The following is a 16947-nucleotide window of genomic DNA, read 5'->3' on the forward strand; positions in this document are numbered from 1 at the left end:
CTCTGGTTGTCAAAGGCTCCAGAAGATGACACCTTGGTTGTCATGAATCCCGCTTCGGACGTTCGCTTCTTCCCGTCTGCCGACGGCGACCTCGCCTACCTCGACACCGGCTCCGGGGATCTTGTGGTCCTGCTCCACTCCGGGTTCGTCGACCACCGACTCTGGGACGCCCAGATCCCGGCCCTCGCCGCCCGGTACCGCGTCATCGCCCCGGACGTACGCGGCCACGGATCCTCCGCCACCGCCACCAGACCGTTCCGCTGGGCCGACGACCTGGCCGAGCTGCTGCGCCACCTCGACGCGGGGCCCGCGGTCCTCGTCGGCCTGTCGATGGGCGGGGCCATCGCCACCGACACGGTGCTGGAGTACCCGGAGCTCGTCCGTGCCGTGGTCGCCTGCGGCGCCGCGACCAGCGAGTTCCAGTACACGGACCCCTGGTACCGGGAGGTCCAGGCCGAGTACGCCCGGACCCTGGGCGCCGGTGACCTCGAAGGCTGGCTCAAGGCCTTCCTGAGCGTCGTACCCGGTCCGCACCGGAGCGCCGACGACATCGACCAGGACATCCTGCGCCGGCTGCGCGAGATGGCCCTGCACACGATGTCGAAGCACACGCCCGGCGAGACGAACTGGCACGTGCCCCTGACCGGCACCTGGGCCCGCGTGCCGAAGATCGACGTACCGGTGCTCACCGTCAACGGCACCCTCGAACCCGCCGACCTGCTCGGCGAGGCGGAGCGGCTCGCCCGGACCGTCCGCGACGGCCGCTCCATGACCATCGAGGGAGCCGGGCACTACACGGCCCTGGAGAAGCCGCAGGTCTTCAACGAGACCCTGCTCGACTTCCTCCGCACCCTCTAGCGGCGCGCCAGCACCGACCGCCGGTAGGAGTACCCGAAGTAGATCACCAGCCCGAGCGCGAACCACACGGCGAACCGCGCCCAGGTCTGCCACTGCAGGAACGTGGTCAGCCAGATCGAGAAGACGACACCCACGGCCGACACGAACGGCATCCACGGCGTCCGGAACGTCCGCGGCAGCTCCGGCTGCCGGTAGCGCAGCACGATCACCGCCGTGCACACCACGACGAACGCCAGCAGGATGCCGATGTTGGTCAGTTCGGCCGCCTCGCCGATCGGCAGGAATCCGGCGATGGCGGCCGACGCGACCCCGACGATCCAGGTGACGCGGGTCGGGACGTGCCGGGTCGGGTGCGTCTTGGCGAACCAGGCGGGCAGCAGCCCGTCCCGCGACATGGCGAACCACACGCGAGTGACGCCCAGCATGAACGTGAACATGACCGTGAGGATGCCGATGATGGCACCGACCGCGATCACGTCCGCGAGCCCGCTCAGCCCCACCGACTTGAACGCCGTGGAGAACCCGCTCTCCTTGTCGATGTCCTTGTAGTCCTGCATGCCCGTCAGCACCAGGCAGGCCGCCACGTACAGCACCATCGAGATCGCCAGGGAGTAGAGGATCGCCTTCGGCATGTGCCGCTGCGCGTCCTTCGACTCCTCGGCGGCCGTCACCACGGCGAGCAGCGCCCGCTGCCGCCGGGCCAGACCACTGGCGTAGGCCGCCGCCCGGAGGGAGGAGTCGGAGCCGTCCACTCCGACGACGATGACCTTCGGCCCGTCCGTGCCCCGCTCGAACTGCTGGGAGTGCTGTTCCGTCACGCTCGTGAGGCTATCGGAGGGCGGCGCGGCGCCCGCCGCACGGGCCGCTCGATCGTCGGCAGGGCCGACGCCTGGCGCGCCACCGAACACCGAACGCGGCTTCTCCATGGCCCTGGACCGCCTCGGCGACCCCGCCGACCGCGACTGCCTCCTCGTGGAGGCGCACAGCGACGACGGCCGGCTCCTCGCGCTGCTGTCCTTCGTGCCCTGGGGCAGGGACGGCATCTCCCTGGACCTGACGCGCCGTGACCCGCGGCGCCCACAACGGGGTCATGGAGTTCACGGCCGCCGTACCGTCCATGCGCAAACTCTGGCGAAAAGGGCACCCGAACGGCGGGCAGTGCCCCGCGACCACCGAGGGCCTGCCCTGACTGGCGGCGCTCGGCCTCGCCGGAGGGGACGAGGCCGAGGCCGCCGATCCACTCGCCGGCCTGCCCGAACAGGTCCGCAATCGGCGTCGACCGGCTGGTCATGTTCCTCACCGGCCTGACGATCCGCGAGACCCTGCCGTTCCCCCTGGTGCGCCGCCGCTGACCCGAACGAGTGGGCCGTTCGCGTGAATCCGTGCCGCCGCTCCGGTGTTGCTCAGGTGCGTCGGCCTTTCGCCGGGCGACTGATGAGTCATGCAGAAGGATCAGATGCTCACGCGTCGCCGGGTGTTGCTCGCCGGTGCCGCCGTCACCGGGGCGGCCGGCGCGGCCGGGCTGTTCACGGTGGGCGCCGGGAACGAACCGGCGCGACCGACCGGCCCCGCCGCGGGTGCGGCGGCGCGCCGCCCGCTCGGTGCCTCCGCGTACCGCCTCCAGCCGCTGACCGGATTCGGCCCGCCGCGTGCCGCGCCCGTCCGGACCCCGGTGCGGCGCGCACCGCTGCTGCGGGTGTCCGGACGCGGCCGCACCATGGTGCTGACCTTCGACGACGGCCCCGACCCCCGCTACACCCCGGACATCCTCGATACCCTGGCGGAGTACGACGTCCGCGCGATGTTCTTCGTGTGCGGGGGGATGGCCGCCGAGAACCGGGACCTGCTGGCCCGGATGGCCGACGAGGGCCACGTCGTCGGCAACCACACCTGGTCCCACCCCCTGCTCACCCGCCTCGGGCGCAGCCGGATCCGCACGGAGATGGAACGCACCTGCGACGTCATCGAGGAGGCGTACGGCGAACGCCCCGAGTGGTTCCGCGCGCCCTACGGGGCCTGGAACCGGGCCGCGTTCCAGCTCGGCGCCGAACTCGGCATGGAACCGCTCGCCTGGACGGTCGACACCCTCGACTGGACCACACCCGGCACCAGCACCATCGTCCACCGGGTGGAGAACGGCGCCGCCCCCGGCGTCGTGGTGCTCTCGCACGACGCCGGGGGCGACCGCTCCCAGAGCGTCCGGGCCCTGCGCCGCTATCTCCCGCGGCTGCTGGACTCCGGCTACCACATCACCGTCCCCAGGCGGCACTACGTGTGAGCGTCGGCCGCCCGCCCGGCCGGGGACCGCTCAGCGGACCTCGACCAGGCGGGCGAAGGTGACGACGTTTCCGGCGTAGCCACCCTGTTCGGAGTAGCCGCCTCCGCACGTGATGACGCGGAGTTCCGGCGCCCCCTTGGAGCCGTAGACCCGGTCCCCGGGGAAGTTGTTCTTCTCGAAGACCTCGATGCCGTAGATCTCGAACACGGCGGTCTGTCCGTCCTTGCGGGCGACCTCGACGCGGTTTCCCTTCTTCAGGGCCCCGAGACCGTAGAACACGGCGGGGCCCTGCTGGTTGTCGACATGGCCGACGACGACCGCGGTGCCCTTCTCGCCGGGGGAGACGGCGCCCGTGAACCACCCGGCCAGGTTCGGGTCCTCCGGGGGCGGCGCGCCGATCCAGCCCTCCGCGTCCAGACCCACGGGGATGATCGGCGCGTCGACCTGGATCGCGGGGATCCTCACTCGGTCCGGGACGGCGTACGGCAGCGGCTGCAGGCCGGCCGCAGCGAAGGTGCCGCCCGGCACCCGGCTGTCCGCGGCGGCGGCGGTCGCCGGCTGCGGAGGCCCCACGTCGAACTCCCCCGAACCATTCCGGATGAGCGCGAGACCGGTCAGCAGAACAAGCGCTATCACGCCCCACGGGGCGCGCTTCTTCGGCCGCGCCTCCTCTTCGGCTGCGGGCAGTCCGGCCAGCTCGGACACAGACATTCGCCATCCCCTCTCGACGCGGCCGTCGCCACGTCGTTACGCGCATACCAGAACGCTAAGTGCCGCGCGCGAAAGCGGCGACGGGGCAGGGGCGAACGGGTGGCTGGGGCGGCTTTTGGTGCGCCATCCGAGTTGCCGTCGGCAGGAAATTTCCGACCGTCCGTGACCTGCGGCGATATGTGATTGTGCGGTTTTCCTGCGGCGTGTTCTCTCACCAGGACGGACCATTCCCGAAATGCGGGCCGACGCAGGGGAACTGAGGGTCTTTCTGGGAGGCGCTTTCTCGCCGATCGACCGGGGACGGGTCCCGGGGCGTCTTCCGCGGAGGATCACATGCGCAACTCTCGTGCCCTGGCGGCCGCCGGCGCCGCGATCGCCGTCCTCGGGCTCGCCGCCCCCACGGCCGTCGCGTGGGACGGCGTTCCCGGTACCAGCACCACCAACGACGGCGGCCCCGGGAACGGCCAGAACAACGACGGCGGCTTCGGCGGAAACGGAAACGGCGGCGACGACGGCGGCTTCGGCGGCAATGGAAACGGAGGCAACGGCAACGGCGGCAACGACGGTGGCTTCGGCGGTAACGGAAACGGGGGCAACGACGGCGGCTTCGGCGGCAATGGAAACGGGGGCAAGGAAGGCGGCTTCGGCGGCAACGGCAACGGGCGTGATAACGGCGGTGTCGGCGGCAACGGCGGCGGCAACGGGGGCAGGGAAGGCGGCTTCGGCGGCAACGGCGACGGGCGTGATAACGGCGGTGTCGGCGGTAACGGCGACGGGCGTGATAACGGCGGTGTCGGCGGCAACGGCAACGGGCGTGATAACGGCGGCAACGGCAACCGCGGCGACAACGGCGGCTTCGGCGGCAACGGGAACGGCGGCCCCAACGGCAATGCCGGCGGGAACGGGAACCACGCCGTCGGTCCGAGCAACATCGTCGCTCTGCCCAGCGTCATCGCCCGCGGCGGCCAGCTGACCATCACGGTCGACGGCTGCCGGCAGGGAGGCACCGCTACCTCCAACGCCTTCCCGAGGACGACTCTGACGCCGATCCGCGGCGCCAACGACACCGCGAAGGGCACCGCCACCATCCACGCCGACGCCCGCCCCGGGACGTACGACATCACGGTCAACTGCTCGGGCCGGACCCTGACCCGCCCGGCCGCGTTCACCGTCATCGGTGGCGTTCGCGGCGGCCTCGGCGGCAGCAGCTCCAGCGGGGCGACCCCGACCGACATGGCCATCGGTGGCAGCCTGGTGGCCGTGGCGGTGATCGGCGGTGGCGTGTTCTGGATGCGACGCCGGGCCGAGAAGCGGATCTGACGAGTCCCGGCCCCCTCAGGTGCGGGGGTCGGGCCCATCGCCCCTTGGGACAGCCGTATCTATCGGAGGTGCACGGGCCCTCTCGCACGTGGCCAGGTCCTGGTCCCGGAATCCCTGCGGATCCGGGACCAGGACCTGCGCGCTTCTTGTTCCCACCGCCCGAACTGCGTGAGTTGCCCGAGCGTCAGCCCTTGACGTGCGGGAAGAGACGCAGGAACGGGTCCGCCGTCGCCGTGATGCCACGGCTGTAGGGCGCGTCGAAGTCCCAGATCAGGAAGAGCAGGAAGGCGATCAGCGCGGAGAAGATCCCCGCGAGGACCAGCTCGCGCGCCGTGCGCCGGATCTGCAGCGCGAAGAGCATGCCGATGGTGACGACGGCTCCGGTGATCAGCCCGAACCACACCACGCCCGGCATGGTCGGCGCGGTCGACTCCGCCCGGGCGGTGCGCGCCTGGTCCGCGGCGGTCACCTGGTCGACAAGCGGCTGGTAGGCCTGGGCCTCGAAGTCCGTCCTGGGCCGGTAGTCGGTGACGTCCTGGCGGACGCGGTCGAGCAGTTCGGTGCCGCGCCGGGTGACATGGCCCTCGTCGGCCATGGTCTGCCACTCGGTGGTGACGACGTGTCCGACATAGGCATTGACACCCTCACGAATGCGGTCACGGACATCGGCCGGGTAGACCCGTACCCGCTCCGAGATCTCGTGCAGCGCGGCGGCCTCCGCGCGTACGTGCTCCTGGGCCGCGCCGCGCGCCTCCCAGACACCGGCGATGGCCAGGCCCAGGACGATGGCGTACAGGACACCGATCCACATCGTGATGTACTCGATGACGTCCGGGGTCTCGCTGGGGTCCTCGTCGTCGGCCGCCGTGCGGTGCCGTACGAGGGTGATGACGACCACCACGGCACAGGCGGCCAGCATCGCGAGGGTGAGAACAAGCCATTCCGGCAAGAGGTGCCTCCAGAACGTCGGGGGTCAGCGCGGGCGCAGCGCGGCGGCGGCGACCACCGCGGGCATCGTGATGAGCAGGACGAAGACGAGCGGTGACGGAGCACTGTTCGCAGGCCGTGGGCGTGGTGCGGGCCGGTAGGGCGGATAGTGCACGGGTGTCACGGACGGACGCGGCTTCGGCTTGGCCGACGGCGTCGGTGTCGGCGTCGGCGTCGGCTTCGGTAGCGGTGGCGGGGGCGGTGCGAGTCTCGGCCGGGGAGGGGGCGCCGCCGGTCGCGGAGCCGGTGGCGGCGCAGGAGGCGGTGGTTCGGGCTGCGCCGTGGGTTCCGGCTTCGGCGGAGGCGGCGGAGGCGGCGGGGTCGGTTTGGGCGTCGGTGCCGGCGTCGGCTTCGGCGGGGGTGGTGGCGGTGGCGTAGGGCTCGGCGTCGGCGTGGGGGTCGGCGTGGGCTTCTGGCACGCCGGAGGGGCCGGCCAGGTGAGGCGGCCGGCGACCGCCACCGCCTCCGTGCCGCCCGGCCCGGTCGAGGTGTACGCGCAGGCGTCGGCCAACGCCGTGTCGGCCGGTGCACCCAGGAGCGCCCACGCCAGCGTCATCACGGCCAACGCCCGTACGGCACGGCCGGATTGGGTCGGTAGGGGTCCATGCACGACGACGATCATGTGCTCTGGCCGACCCGGGCACGCGGGAGTGGCGGGTGAATGCCCCGAAGGAGGGACAGCCGCAGGCCGGGGGTTTGGCCAGGGCCCGCCCGCGGGCCGCCGCGTGGGCACGCCTGTGCGGGCAGAGCTGGCTCCGCGGCACAGGGATCCGGAAAGAAATGTGCGCGGTGGTTGAACACAACCCGGGTCCGCGTGCGTACCCAGTGTCGTGCGGCGGCGCAGCAGGGCGCTGCAACACCCTTGCGATTATGGGGAGTTTACGATGAAGACCTCCTGGCGGAGCGCCTCACTCGTGGCGAGCGCTGCGGCGTTGCTGGCGCTGACGACGGCGTGCGGTCAGGAAAACACGCCCCCGGCGAGCAGCCAGAACGTGGGCGCCACGGCCGCGCCCGGGGACTACGGAAGTATCGGGTCGGGAGCCAACGGTGTGGCGGGCAGCGCGGGCGGCCAGCAGAGCTCCGCGAGCCCCTCCAGCCCGGCCGCTCCCGCGGGCAAGCTGGCCGTGTCCACCAACGCGGAGGTCGGCAAGGTGGTGACCGACAGCCTCGGTCTCACCCTGTACCGCTTCGACCAGGACACCGCGGAACCGCCCAAGTCGAACTGCGACGGCGACTGTGCCAAGACCTGGCCGCCGGTGCCCGCGGACGACGCCACGGCCGGCGAGGGCATCGACAAGGCGCTGCTCGGCTCGATCACCCGGGCCGACGGCACCAAGCAGCTGACCGTCGGCGGCTGGCCGGCGTACCGCTATGCCAAGGACGTCAACGCCGGTGACATCAAGGGCCAGGGCGTGGGCGGCAAGTGGTACGCGCTGGCACCCGACGGCAAGAAGGCGCAGGGCGGAGCGGAGGCGGCCGGAGAGCTGCCCGGCCTGTCCACCCGCAACGATCCCAAGCTCGGCGAGATCGTCATCGACAAGAACGGCCACACCGTCTACCGGTTCATGAAGGACTCGCAGTGGCCGATGAAGACCGCGTGCACCGGCGCCTGCCGGGACAAGTGGCCCGTCGTGGCGCCGGTCGACGCGAAGGACACCAAGGGCATCGATCTGCAGGGGTCCACCCCCAACCGGGGCTACGTCGTCTTCGACCGCCCCGACGGCATCAAGCAGCAGACCATCGACTGCATCCCGATCTACACCTTCGCCGGGGACAAGCAGCCCGGTGACACCAACGGTCAGGGCGTCGGCGGCACCTGGTTCGCCATCCGCCCCGACGGAAAGCCGGTCGGCGCGTCGGAGAAGTAGAGAAACCTCCCCAGGGTTGATCATCTCGTCCACCCGGCGCCGTCGGCCACGGTCCGCCCCTCCGCTCCCCCGCGGAGGGGCGGACCGCTGTCGCGTGCGGGGGCGGACGGGGCCGGCATGTCGCGGGAACTCCGCGCAGTGCGGCGGACACGTTTCGTAGTGCGTTCGAGGGGGGTGCGAAGGGGTATCAATTCGGCACGTGCCGCAGGCAGTGACCGGGAACGGATGGTCAATTTCCGTTTCGGGTCGCTCCATTGGCGGGCGATCAGTAGCCTCTGCTCGAACACCGGATCGCCTACGCCTTGGAGAGATAGATGGAGCGTCCCGCCTGGGCCCCACGAAGCATCGACATCTCGGTGCCGAGCGTTTCCCGGATGTACGACTACTACCTGGGCGGTTCGCACAACTTCGAGGTCGACCGGGAAGCGGCTTGCAAGGCCATGGAGTTCATGCCGGGACTCCCCAAGATCATGCAGGCGAACCGGGCGTTCATGCGCCGCGCGGTGCGCTTCGCGGTCGACCAGGGCATCACCCAGTTCCTGGACATCGGCTCCGGCATCCCGACGTTCGGCAACGTCCACGAGGTCGCCCAGGCCGCCAGCCCCGGCGCGCACGTCGTCTACGTCGACCACGACCCGGTGGCCGTGGCGCACAGCCAGGCGGTCCTGGCCGGCAACGACACCGCGGACATCGCCGCAGCCGACCTCCGCAAGCCCCACGAGATCCTGAAGAGCCCTCAGGTGGAGCGGCTGATCGACCTGAATCGGCCAGTGGCGCTGCTTCTCGTTGCCATACTGCACTTCGTGGAAGACGCGGACGACCCGTACGGGGCGGTGGCCGAGCTGCGCGACGCGCTCGCGCCCGGCAGCCTGCTCGTCCTCACGCATGCCTCGTACGAGGGAATCCCGCTGCCGCCGGAGCGGGCCGAGGGTGTGGTGGACGTGTACAAGGACATTCGCAACCCGCTGATCATGCGCTCGCGCGAGGAGATCGCGCGGTTCTTCGAGGGGTACGACATGGTGGAACCCGGACTGGTGCCGATGCCGCACTGGCGGCCCGACACCACACCGGAGGACGAGGATCCGTATGCGTTCTCCGGTTTCGCGGGCGTGGGGCGTACGGCGTGATCGCGGTGCCGGACGGGCCGGAGGACAGACTGCGCCGGTTCGCGACGATCTGGAGCCGGAACGTGTATCCCGTCACCTCGACGTCGTCGACCCGGCCGGAGTTCGAAGAGCAACTGCTGCCGCTGGCCCGGCGGTTGAGACGGGCGCTGCGGGCCAGGAGCTTCGACGCCGCCGAGGGGAACGCGGTGGGCGCCGGGCTCGTGGCCGCGCACTGCACCGCCCCGGAGGCACTCAGCCGCACGCTGGACTGCGTCGACGCCTACCTCGTGCTCTACTGCGGCGGCGACGGCGACCACGAGGACCTGCGGGCGCGCTGCGCCCGGCTGCAGCACGCCATGGCCGCCGGGTTCGCCCAGGCGCTGCGGGAGAGGACGCTGGCCGAGCAGGAGTCCATCGCCCAGGCCGCGCTGCTGGCGCAGGGCGTGGTGGCCCAGGCGCTGCACGCCAGCGAGGCCCGGTTCCGCGCGGTCTTCGAAGGCGCGGCCATAGGCATCGGCATCGCCGACCTGGACGGCAACGTCCTGCAGGTCAACGGCGCGCTGCGGCGCATGTTCGGCCTGTCCGAGCAGCACCTGCTGGGCCGCAACGTGCGGGACTGGACCCACCCCGACGACGCGCCCCAGACCTGGCGGCTCTACGACGAACTCGTGCGCGGCGAGCGCGAGCACTACCACCTGGAGAAGGCGTTCTACCGCCCCGACGGAACGGTCCTGTGGACCAATCTGACGGTCTCCCTGCTGCGCGACGCCGACGGCGTGCCGCAGTACCAGCTCGCCCTCATGGAGGACACCACCGAGCGGCGGCTGCTCAACCTGCGGCTGCGCTACGAGGCCACGCACGACGCGCTCACCGGTCTGCCGAACCGTACCTTCTTCTTCGAGCGCCTGGAGAAGGCCCTCAGCGCCGGCGAGGGACAGCGCTTCGGCCTGTGCTACCTCGACCTGGACGGTTTCAAGACCGTCAACGACAGCCTCGGTCACGCGGCCGGCGACCGGCTGCTCGTCGAGGTCGCCGACCGCCTGCAGTCCTGCGCCACCGCGCCCGGCGAGATGGTCGCGCGGCTCGGCGGCGACGAGTTCGTGGCGCTGACCACCGGCCCCGACACCCAGCGCACGGTCGACGAGCTGGCCACCCGCATCATGAACGCGCTGCTCGCCCCGATCAGCATCGACGGCCGGGAGCTGACCGTGCGCGGCAGCATCGGCATCGTCGAGGGCCCGGCCGGGGAACGCAGCCCGGCGGAGGTGCTGCGCAGCGCCGACATCACCATGTACCGGGCCAAGTCGGCGGGCGGCAACCGCTTCGAGCTCGCCGACCCGGAGGCCGACGCCCGCGCCATCACCCGCCACGGGCTGACCACCGCGCTGCCGACGGCCCTGGAACGCGGCGAGTTCTTCATCGAGTACCAGCCGCTGGTCCACCTCGGCGACGGCAGTGTGCGCGGCGCGGAGGCGCTGGTCCGCTGGCTGCACCCACAGCACGGCGTACTCAGCCCCGACCGCTTCATCCCGCTCGCCGAGCACACGGGGCTGATCGTTCCGCTGGGCCGCTGGGTCCTCGAACAGTCCGTGCGGCAGGCCCGCGAGTGGCGCGAACTGCACGGCGGTGCGCAGACCGTGGGCCCGCTGCGCATCAACGTCAACCTCTCGCCCTGCCAGCTCACCCACCCCGGCCTGGTCCAGGACACCGTCGACATCCTGGAACGCGCGGGCGTCGAACCCGACGCGCTGTGCCTGGAGGTGACGGAGTCGGCCCTGATCGGCGCGGACGACGACCTGCTCAAGCCGCTGCGCCGGCTCGCCGAGATGGGTGTCGACATCGCCCTGGACGACTTCGGCACCGGCTACTCGAACCTGGCGAACCTCCGCCGCCTCCCGGTGAGCATCCTCAAGCTGGACCGTTCCTTCACCCAGAGCATGCAGCAGTTCCCGGCCGACCCCGTGGACCTGAAGATCGTCGAGGGGATCGTTTCCCTGGCCCACAGCCTCGACCTCGCGGTCACGGTGGAGGGCGTGGAGACGGGCGCGCAGGCCGCGCAGCTCCGCATACTCGGCTGCGACACCGCCCAGGGCTGGTACTACGCCCGCCCGGGCCCGCCGGAGCGGCTGCACGAACTGGCGCTGGTGGACGCGACGCGCTGAGCCCCGGGCGGCGGCGCGTGCCCCGGTGGTCGGCGCGTCGCCCGCTTCCTACGATCGAGAGAGAATCCGCGACCGATCCGACCGACCCTGCCGACCCTGCCGGGCCCCGGAAGAGGGAGCACGGGTATGGACACCACCGAGATGCGCCGCCTCTTCGAGGCCCACCGCGAGGCGGAGGCGGCGCGGGACATCGACGGCATCCTCAGGACGTTCGTCCCCGACTGCCTCCTGGAGACGAAGGCGCTCGGGCTGCGCAGCCGGGGCAGGGACGCGGTGCGCGCCGCCTACCAGCAGCAGTACTTCACCGCGTTCCCGGACCTCGCCCCCGTCGACGAGGGCATCGCCTTCGGGGACGACGTCATCGCCGTATGGGGAACGCTCCGCGGCACCAGCCGAGGGGAGTGGCTCGGGGTCCCGCCCGGAGGGGGCGCCTTCGAGGTGCCCTTCGCCAACGTCGTCCCCTTCGAGGACGGTCTGATGGCGGGCGAGGCGATCTACTTCGACCTGGCCACCCTGTGCGAGCAGGCCGGCATCCCCCTGGACCGGATACGGGCCGCCGCGGCCGCGCGCCGCGCGGGCACGGCGGCGCCAGGGGGTGACGCGGTCGGCCCGTGAGCGTGGCCGGCGTGCTGTGCGACTGCCTGCCACTGCGTGGGGCGATGGGCTTCCGCGGTGCCCGGCACGCTACCGCGCACCCCGCCCCACCCCACCGTCCTCTGCGCCGGCCCCATCCTCCAAGGCCCGTACGGCCGCCCCCGCGAGGCGATCTCCAGGTCCACGGCGACCTCCTCGCCGGTCCAGCGGCCGCGTTCCCTGATCGCGAGACCGATCAGTGCCAGCTCGGCGGCACCGTCGCGCAGCGCGGCCTGCCCGGGCGTCTCCTCGCCCGGCGCGTCGTGCTCGTCGCGGTCCCACGCGGCCACGGCGGCCTCGGCCAGAGCTCTGGCCAGCCGCACCGTGATCCGGCCGGTCTGCGCCGCGACGCAGTCCCCGATCGCCGCCAGCACCCGCGTGTCGTCCCGGTACCGGACGTACTGCTCATCCCGCTCGTCACTCACAGCTTGAGGGTACGCACGGCGCATGCCGGGGACGCAGCGAATATCCGGCCGCGCCTGGCGCCATACGCCACCCGCTTCCGTGGAGTGGGCGGGCTCACCGCTCCAGCAGCATCCGCTGCAACTCCCTGGCGGCCCGCGGCGGCGCCACATCGCTGCGGTGGGCGAGGGCGATGGTCCGGTGCAGCCCGGGCCGGGCCAGTGGGGTGACCCGCAGGCCGCGTCCGGAGCGCGCGGCCACCATCCGGGGCACGACGGCGACGCCCAGCCCGGCCCGGACGAATCCCAGCACCGCGTCCATCTCGCCGCCCTCCACCGCGAAGTCCGGCTCGAACCCCTCGGCGCGGCACGCGGCCACGGTCAGTTCCCGCAGGTCGTAGCCGTGCCGGAACATCACAAGACGCTCGCCCTCCAGGTCGGCGATCCGCACGGTCCGCCGGCCCCGGCCGGGCCGCGGGGCGTCCGGGGAGGAGACCACGACCAGGTCCTCGCGCAGCAGCTCCACCGTGGTCAGCGCGGGGGAGGGGGACGGCAGTGGGAGCACGACGAGCGCCAGGTCGAGGGCGCCGCGCGCCAGCTCCCGCACCAGGTCGTGGGAGCCGCCCTCCTCGATGAGCAGCTGGATGCCGGGATAGCGGTCGTGGAAGGCGCGCAGCACGTCCGGCAGCAGGCCCGTGCACAGACTCGGCGTCGCGCCCAGCCGTACCCGGCCCCTGCGCAGTTGCACCAGCTCCTGCACCTCGTGCCGGGCCGTGTCCGCGTCGGCCAGGATGCGCCGGGCCAGGGGGAGCAGGGCCTCTCCGGCGTCCGTCAGCGTGATGTTGCCGCGCGCCCGCAGGAACAGGTCCGCGCCGAGCTCCCGCTCCAGCGCCTTGATCTGCTGGGACAGCGACGGCTGGGCGACATGCACCAGGTCGGCTGCCCGGGTGAAGTGCCGGGTCTCGGCGACCGCCACGAAGTACTGGAGCTGCTGGAACTGCACACCCCTACGATAGTCGCCGCCTATGGAATCAAACCGGACCATGTCTTGGACCGATGCGGTGTCTCACGCCTAGCGTGCTGTTACATGGCTCTGGCAACGCGGACGGACCGGCGGCCGTCCATGGCACGCACCGTGTGGGACTCGACCGTCGGCAAGAAGACAGTGATGGCGGTCAGCGGTCTGATCATGCTGCTGTACCTGGTCGCCCACATGATCGGAAACCTGAAGATCTACTTCGGGGCGGGCGAGTTCAACGCGTACGGCCACTGGCTGCGCACCGTCGGCGAGCCGTTCATGCACTACGAGTGGACGCTCTGGCTGATCCGGATCGTCCTCGTCGTCTCCGTCGTCGCCCACGGCGTCTCCGCGTACCAGCTCAGCCGCCGCGACATCAGGGCGCGGCCCAGCAAGTACGTGCACAAGAAGCCGCGCGCCAGCTACGCGACGCGCACCATGCGCTGGGGCGGGATCATCCTCGGCCTGTTCATCGTCTGGCACATCCTGGACCTGACCACCGGCACCGTGCACCCCGGCTTCCAGCCCGGCCACCCGTACCAGAACGTCGTGGACACCTTCTCCACCTGGTACGGCAACGCCATCTACATCGTCGCGATGCTCGCGCTCGGCCTGCACATCCGGCACGGCTTCTGGAGCGCCGCCCAGACCCTCGGCGTCGGCAGCCGCACCCGCGACCGTGCCCTGAAGACCGTCGCCAACGTCCTCGCGCTGCTGCTCACGGCCGGTTTCATCGCCGTGCCCGTGGGCGTCATGACCGGAGTGGTGAGCTGAACATGACCGCTGAATACGTCAACTACACGGTCGGCGAACCGGTTGTCGACACGAAGGCACCGTCCGGGCCGATCCACGAGCGCTGGGACAAGCGCCGCTTCGAGGCGAAGCTGGTCAACCCCGCCAACCGGCGCAAGCACACCGTCATCGTCGTCGGCACGGGCCTGGCCGGCGGCTCCGCGGGCGCCACCCTCGCCGAACAGGGCTACAAGGTCATCCAGTTCTGCTACCAGGACTCCCCGCGCCGCGCCCACTCGATCGCCGCGCAGGGCGGCATCAACGCGGCGAAGAACTACCGCAACGACGGCGACTCCATCCACCGGCTGTTCTACGACACCGTCAAGGGCGGCGACTTCCGGGCGCGGGAGTCGAACGTCCACCGGCTCGCGCAGATCTCCGTGGAGATCATCGACCAGTGCGTGGCGCAGGGCGTGCCGTTCGCGCGTGAGTACGGCGGCCTGCTCGACACGCGCTCCTTCGGCGGCGTCCAGGTGTCGCGGACGTTCTACGCCCGCGGCCAGACGGGCCAGCAGCTCCTCCTCGGCGCCTACCAGGCGCTGTCGAGGCAGATCGCGGCCGGGAACGTCGAGATGCATCCGCGCACCGAGATGCTCGACCTGATCGTCGTGGACGGGCGGGCACGTGGCATCGTGGCCCGGGACCTGATCACCGGGAAGATCTCCACGCACTTCGCGGACGCCGTCGTCCTGGCCTCCGGCGGCTACGGCAACGTCTTCTACCTGTCGACGAACGCCATGAACTCCAACGCCACCGCCATCTGGCGGGCACACCGGCGCGGCGCCTACTTCGCCAACCCCTGCTTCACGCAGATCCACCCGACGTGCATCCCGCGCACCGGCGACCACCAGTCGAAGCTGACGCTGATGAGTGAGTCGCTGCGCAACGACGGCCGGATCTGGGTGCCGAAGGCCAAGGGCGAGACCCGGCCGCCGAACGAGATCCCCGAGGACGAGCGCGACTACTACCTGGAGCGCATCTATCCCTCCTTCGGCAACCTGGTGCCCCGTGACATCGCCTCCCGTGCCGCGAAGAACGTGTGCGACGAAGGCAGGGGCGTCGGGCCCGGCGGGCAGGGCGTGTACCTCGACTTCGCCGACGCCATCAAGCGGATGGGCAGGGGGGCCGTCGAGGCCAAGTACGGCAACCTCTTCGACATGTACCAGCGGATCACCGACGAGGATCCGTACCGGGTGCCGATGCGGATCTACCCCGCCGTGCACTACACGATGGGCGGCCTGTGGGTCGACTACGACCTCCAGACCACCATCCCCGGCCTGTTCGCGATCGGCGAGGCCAACTTCTCCGACCACGGCGCCAACCGCCTCGGCGCCTCCGCGCTGATGCAGGGCCTGGCCGACGGCTACTTCGTCCTCCCGGCCACCATCAACGACTACCTCGCCCGCAACCCGCACAAGGACCAGGTCACCCCCGACCATCCGGTCGTCGAGGCGGTGCTGGCCGAGACCGAGGACCGCATCAACCTCCTGCTGGCCGTCGACGGCGACCGCACCCCGGACTCCTTCCACCGCGAACTCGGCGAGCTGATGTGGGAGTTCTGCGGCATGGCCCGCACCGACAGCGGGCTGCACAAGGCCCTGGAGCGCATCCCGCAGATCCGCGAGGAGTTCTGGCGGCGCATCAAGGTCCCGGGCAACGGCGAGGAGTTCAACCAGTCGCTGGAGAAGGCCAACCGCATCGTCGACTACCTGGAGCTCGCCGAGCTGATGTGCCTCGACGCACTGCACCGCACCGAGTCCTGCGGCGGCCACTTCCGCGAGGAGTCCCAGACACCGGACGGTGAAGCGGCCCGTAAGGACGACGAGTTCTCCTACGCCGCCGCCTGGGAGTTCACCGGCACCGGCGAGGCGCCCGTCCTGCACAAGGAAGACCTGGTCTTCGAGTACGTCCACCCCACCCAGCGGAGCTACGCATGAAGCTCACCCTGCGCGTCTGGCGGCAGAAGAACGCCGACGCCGAAGGCACCATGTCCACGTACGAGGTGGACGGCATCTCGCCCGACATGTCGTTCCTGGAGATGCTCGACACCCTCAACGAGGAGCTCATCCTCAAGGGCGAGGACCCGGTCGCCTTCGACCACGACTGCCGCGAGGGCATCTGCGGTGCGTGTTCGCTCGTCATCAACGGTGACGCGCACGGCCCGGAGCGCACCACGACCTGCCAACTGCACATGCGGTCCTTCAAGGACGGCGACACGATCGACATCGAGCCGTGGCGGGCGTCCGCCTTCCCGGTGATCAAGGACCTGGTGGTGGACCGGTCGGCCTTCGACCGGATCATCCAGGCCGGCGGCTACATCACCGCGCCGACCGGTTCCGCGCCGGAGGCCCATGCCACGCCGGTGCCGAAGCCGGACGCGGACTTCGCCTTCGAGCACGCCGAGTGCATCGGCTGCGGCGCGTGCGTGGCGGCCTGCCCCAACGGCGCCGCGATGCTGTTCACCTCGGCCAAGGTCAACCACCTCAACGTCCTGCCGCAGGGCGCGCCCGAGCGGGAGACCCGCGTGCTGGACATGGTGGCGCAGATGGACGAGGAGGGCTTCGGCGGCTGCACCCTGACCGGGGAGTGCGCGACCGCCTGCCCCAAGGGCATTCCGCTGACGTCCATCACGAGCATGAACAAGGAGTGGCTGCGGGCCACGCGGAAGGTGGCCAGGCGCTAGGCCCTGGCGTCAAACTCCCCCCTCCGGGCGGACGGCGGGAGTTTGATGACAGGGCCTAGAAGCCGCAGCTCGAGGAACGTTCGCCGACAGGGTGCGGACGGGCGGGACCGGACGTGGTGCTCAGCTCCGG

12 protein-coding genes and 4 pseudogenes are annotated in these 16947 nt (G+C 71.1%); 11 read left to right on the forward strand and 5 right to left on the reverse strand.

Annotation, left to right across the window (positions count from 1 at the left end; all coding sequences use genetic code 11):
* Positions 1–42: 42 nt before the first annotated feature.
* On the forward strand, positions 43–858 hold the full coding sequence (locus ACYVMZ_RS09945) for an alpha/beta fold hydrolase (protein WP_461077750.1): 816 nt from the start codon (positions 43–45) through the stop codon (positions 856–858).
* Here ACYVMZ_RS09945 and ACYVMZ_RS09950 read toward each other — a convergent pair.
* Positions 855–1535, reverse strand: a pseudogene (locus ACYVMZ_RS09950) (APC family permease); the annotation flags it as partial. The gene ACYVMZ_RS09945 and the pseudogene ACYVMZ_RS09950 sit on opposite strands and share 4 nt — an antisense overlap.
* Positions 1536–1541: 6 nt before the next feature.
* Positions 1542–1676, reverse strand: a pseudogene (locus ACYVMZ_RS09955) (universal stress protein); the annotation flags it as partial.
* Positions 1677–1727: 51 nt separating this feature from the next.
* Here ACYVMZ_RS09955 and ACYVMZ_RS09960 point away from each other — a divergent pair.
* Positions 1728–1966 (forward strand): annotated as a pseudogene (locus ACYVMZ_RS09960) (phosphatidylglycerol lysyltransferase domain-containing protein); the annotation flags it as partial.
* Between the two features lie 333 nt (positions 1967–2299).
* Complete coding sequence (locus ACYVMZ_RS09965) at positions 2300–3136, forward strand: polysaccharide deacetylase family protein (RefSeq protein WP_461077752.1); 837 nt, start codon at positions 2300–2302, stop codon at positions 3134–3136.
* A gap of 30 nt (positions 3137–3166) precedes the next feature.
* Here ACYVMZ_RS09965 and ACYVMZ_RS09970 read toward each other — a convergent pair whose 3' ends face one another.
* A complete protein-coding gene (locus ACYVMZ_RS09970; protein ID WP_461077754.1) occupies positions 3167–3847 on the reverse strand; it encodes a class F sortase in 681 nt (226 codons plus the stop codon).
* Positions 3848–4664: 817 nt separating this feature from the next.
* Between ACYVMZ_RS09970 and ACYVMZ_RS09975 the strand changes: the two are divergent.
* A pseudogene (locus tag ACYVMZ_RS09975) lies at positions 4665–5167 on the forward strand (hypothetical protein).
* 184 nt (positions 5168–5351) lie between these two features.
* Here ACYVMZ_RS09975 and ACYVMZ_RS09980 read toward each other — a convergent pair.
* Positions 5352–6116 (reverse strand): bestrophin-like domain, encoded by a 765-nt coding sequence (locus ACYVMZ_RS09980; RefSeq protein WP_461077756.1) that lies wholly within the window; start codon positions 6114–6116, stop codon positions 5352–5354.
* Positions 6117–7038: 922 nt separating this feature from the next.
* On the opposite strand from ACYVMZ_RS09980, the gene ACYVMZ_RS09985 reads away from it, so the two are divergent.
* The 4 genes from ACYVMZ_RS09985 to ACYVMZ_RS10000 all read left to right on the forward strand — a co-directional run bounded on the left by ACYVMZ_RS09985 (position 7039) and on the right by ACYVMZ_RS10000 (position 11905).
* Positions 7039–8022, forward strand: coding sequence for an SCO0930 family lipoprotein (locus ACYVMZ_RS09985; protein ID WP_461077758.1), 984 nt, complete (start codon positions 7039–7041; stop codon positions 8020–8022).
* 314 nt (positions 8023–8336) lie between these two features.
* On the forward strand, positions 8337–9149 hold the full coding sequence (locus ACYVMZ_RS09990) for an SAM-dependent methyltransferase (RefSeq protein ID WP_461077760.1): 813 nt from the start codon (positions 8337–8339) through the stop codon (positions 9147–9149).
* Positions 9146–11290, forward strand: coding sequence for a putative bifunctional diguanylate cyclase/phosphodiesterase (locus ACYVMZ_RS09995; RefSeq protein WP_461077762.1), 2145 nt, complete (start codon positions 9146–9148; stop codon positions 11288–11290). Before ACYVMZ_RS09990 ends, ACYVMZ_RS09995 begins: the two co-directional genes overlap by 4 nt.
* Positions 11291–11416: 126 nt before the next feature.
* On the forward strand, positions 11417–11905 hold the full coding sequence (locus tag ACYVMZ_RS10000) for an ester cyclase (RefSeq protein ID WP_461077764.1): 489 nt from the start codon (positions 11417–11419) through the stop codon (positions 11903–11905).
* 537 nt (positions 11906–12442) lie between these two features.
* Here the strand turns inward: ACYVMZ_RS10000 and ACYVMZ_RS10005 are convergent.
* Positions 12443–13327, reverse strand: coding sequence for a LysR family transcriptional regulator (locus ACYVMZ_RS10005; RefSeq protein ID WP_461077766.1), 885 nt, complete (start codon positions 13325–13327; stop codon positions 12443–12445).
* Positions 13328–13447: 120 nt separating this feature from the next.
* On the opposite strand from ACYVMZ_RS10005, the gene ACYVMZ_RS10010 reads away from it, so the two are divergent.
* The 3 genes from ACYVMZ_RS10010 to ACYVMZ_RS10020 are packed head-to-tail and all read left to right on the forward strand — an operon-like array spanning position 13448 to position 16817.
* Positions 13448–14116 carry a succinate dehydrogenase gene (locus tag ACYVMZ_RS10010; protein ID WP_461077855.1) on the forward strand — a complete coding sequence of 223 codons (669 nt, stop codon included), beginning with the start codon at positions 13448–13450 and terminating at the stop codon, positions 14114–14116.
* 2 nt (positions 14117–14118) lie between these two features.
* A complete protein-coding gene (locus ACYVMZ_RS10015; RefSeq protein ID WP_461077768.1) occupies positions 14119–16071 on the forward strand; it encodes a fumarate reductase/succinate dehydrogenase flavoprotein subunit in 1953 nt (650 codons plus the stop codon).
* On the forward strand, positions 16068–16817 hold the full coding sequence (locus ACYVMZ_RS10020) for a succinate dehydrogenase/fumarate reductase iron-sulfur subunit (RefSeq protein WP_461077770.1): 750 nt from the start codon (positions 16068–16070) through the stop codon (positions 16815–16817). The genes ACYVMZ_RS10015 and ACYVMZ_RS10020 overlap by 4 nt, the downstream gene beginning before the upstream one ends.
* The last annotated feature ends 130 nt before the right edge of the window (positions 16818–16947 follow it).

It is taken from the genome of Streptomyces deserti, assembly GCF_054782695.1.

Excerpts from the sequence above, each read along its gene's own strand:
- ACYVMZ_RS09945 (WP_461077750.1), top strand. The coding sequence starts at position 43 with ATGAATCCCGCTTCGGACGTTCGCTTCTTCCCGTCTGCCGACGGCGAC.
- ACYVMZ_RS09965 (WP_461077752.1), top strand. The coding sequence starts at position 2,300 with ATGCAGAAGGATCAGATGCTCACGCGTCGCCGGGTGTTGCTCGCCGGT.
- ACYVMZ_RS09970 (WP_461077754.1), bottom strand. The coding sequence starts at position 3,847 with ATGTCTGTGTCCGAGCTGGCCGGACTGCCCGCAGCCGAAGAGGAGGCG.
- ACYVMZ_RS09985 (WP_461077758.1), top strand. The coding sequence starts at position 7,039 with ATGAAGACCTCCTGGCGGAGCGCCTCACTCGTGGCGAGCGCTGCGGCG.
- ACYVMZ_RS09990 (WP_461077760.1), top strand. The coding sequence starts at position 8,337 with ATGGAGCGTCCCGCCTGGGCCCCACGAAGCATCGACATCTCGGTGCCG.
- ACYVMZ_RS10000 (WP_461077764.1), top strand. The coding sequence starts at position 11,417 with ATGGACACCACCGAGATGCGCCGCCTCTTCGAGGCCCACCGCGAGGCG.
- ACYVMZ_RS10010 (WP_461077855.1), top strand. The coding sequence starts at position 13,448 with ATGGCACGCACCGTGTGGGACTCGACCGTCGGCAAGAAGACAGTGATG.
- ACYVMZ_RS10015 (WP_461077768.1), top strand. The coding sequence starts at position 14,119 with ATGACCGCTGAATACGTCAACTACACGGTCGGCGAACCGGTTGTCGAC.
- ACYVMZ_RS10020 (WP_461077770.1), top strand. The coding sequence starts at position 16,068 with ATGAAGCTCACCCTGCGCGTCTGGCGGCAGAAGAACGCCGACGCCGAA.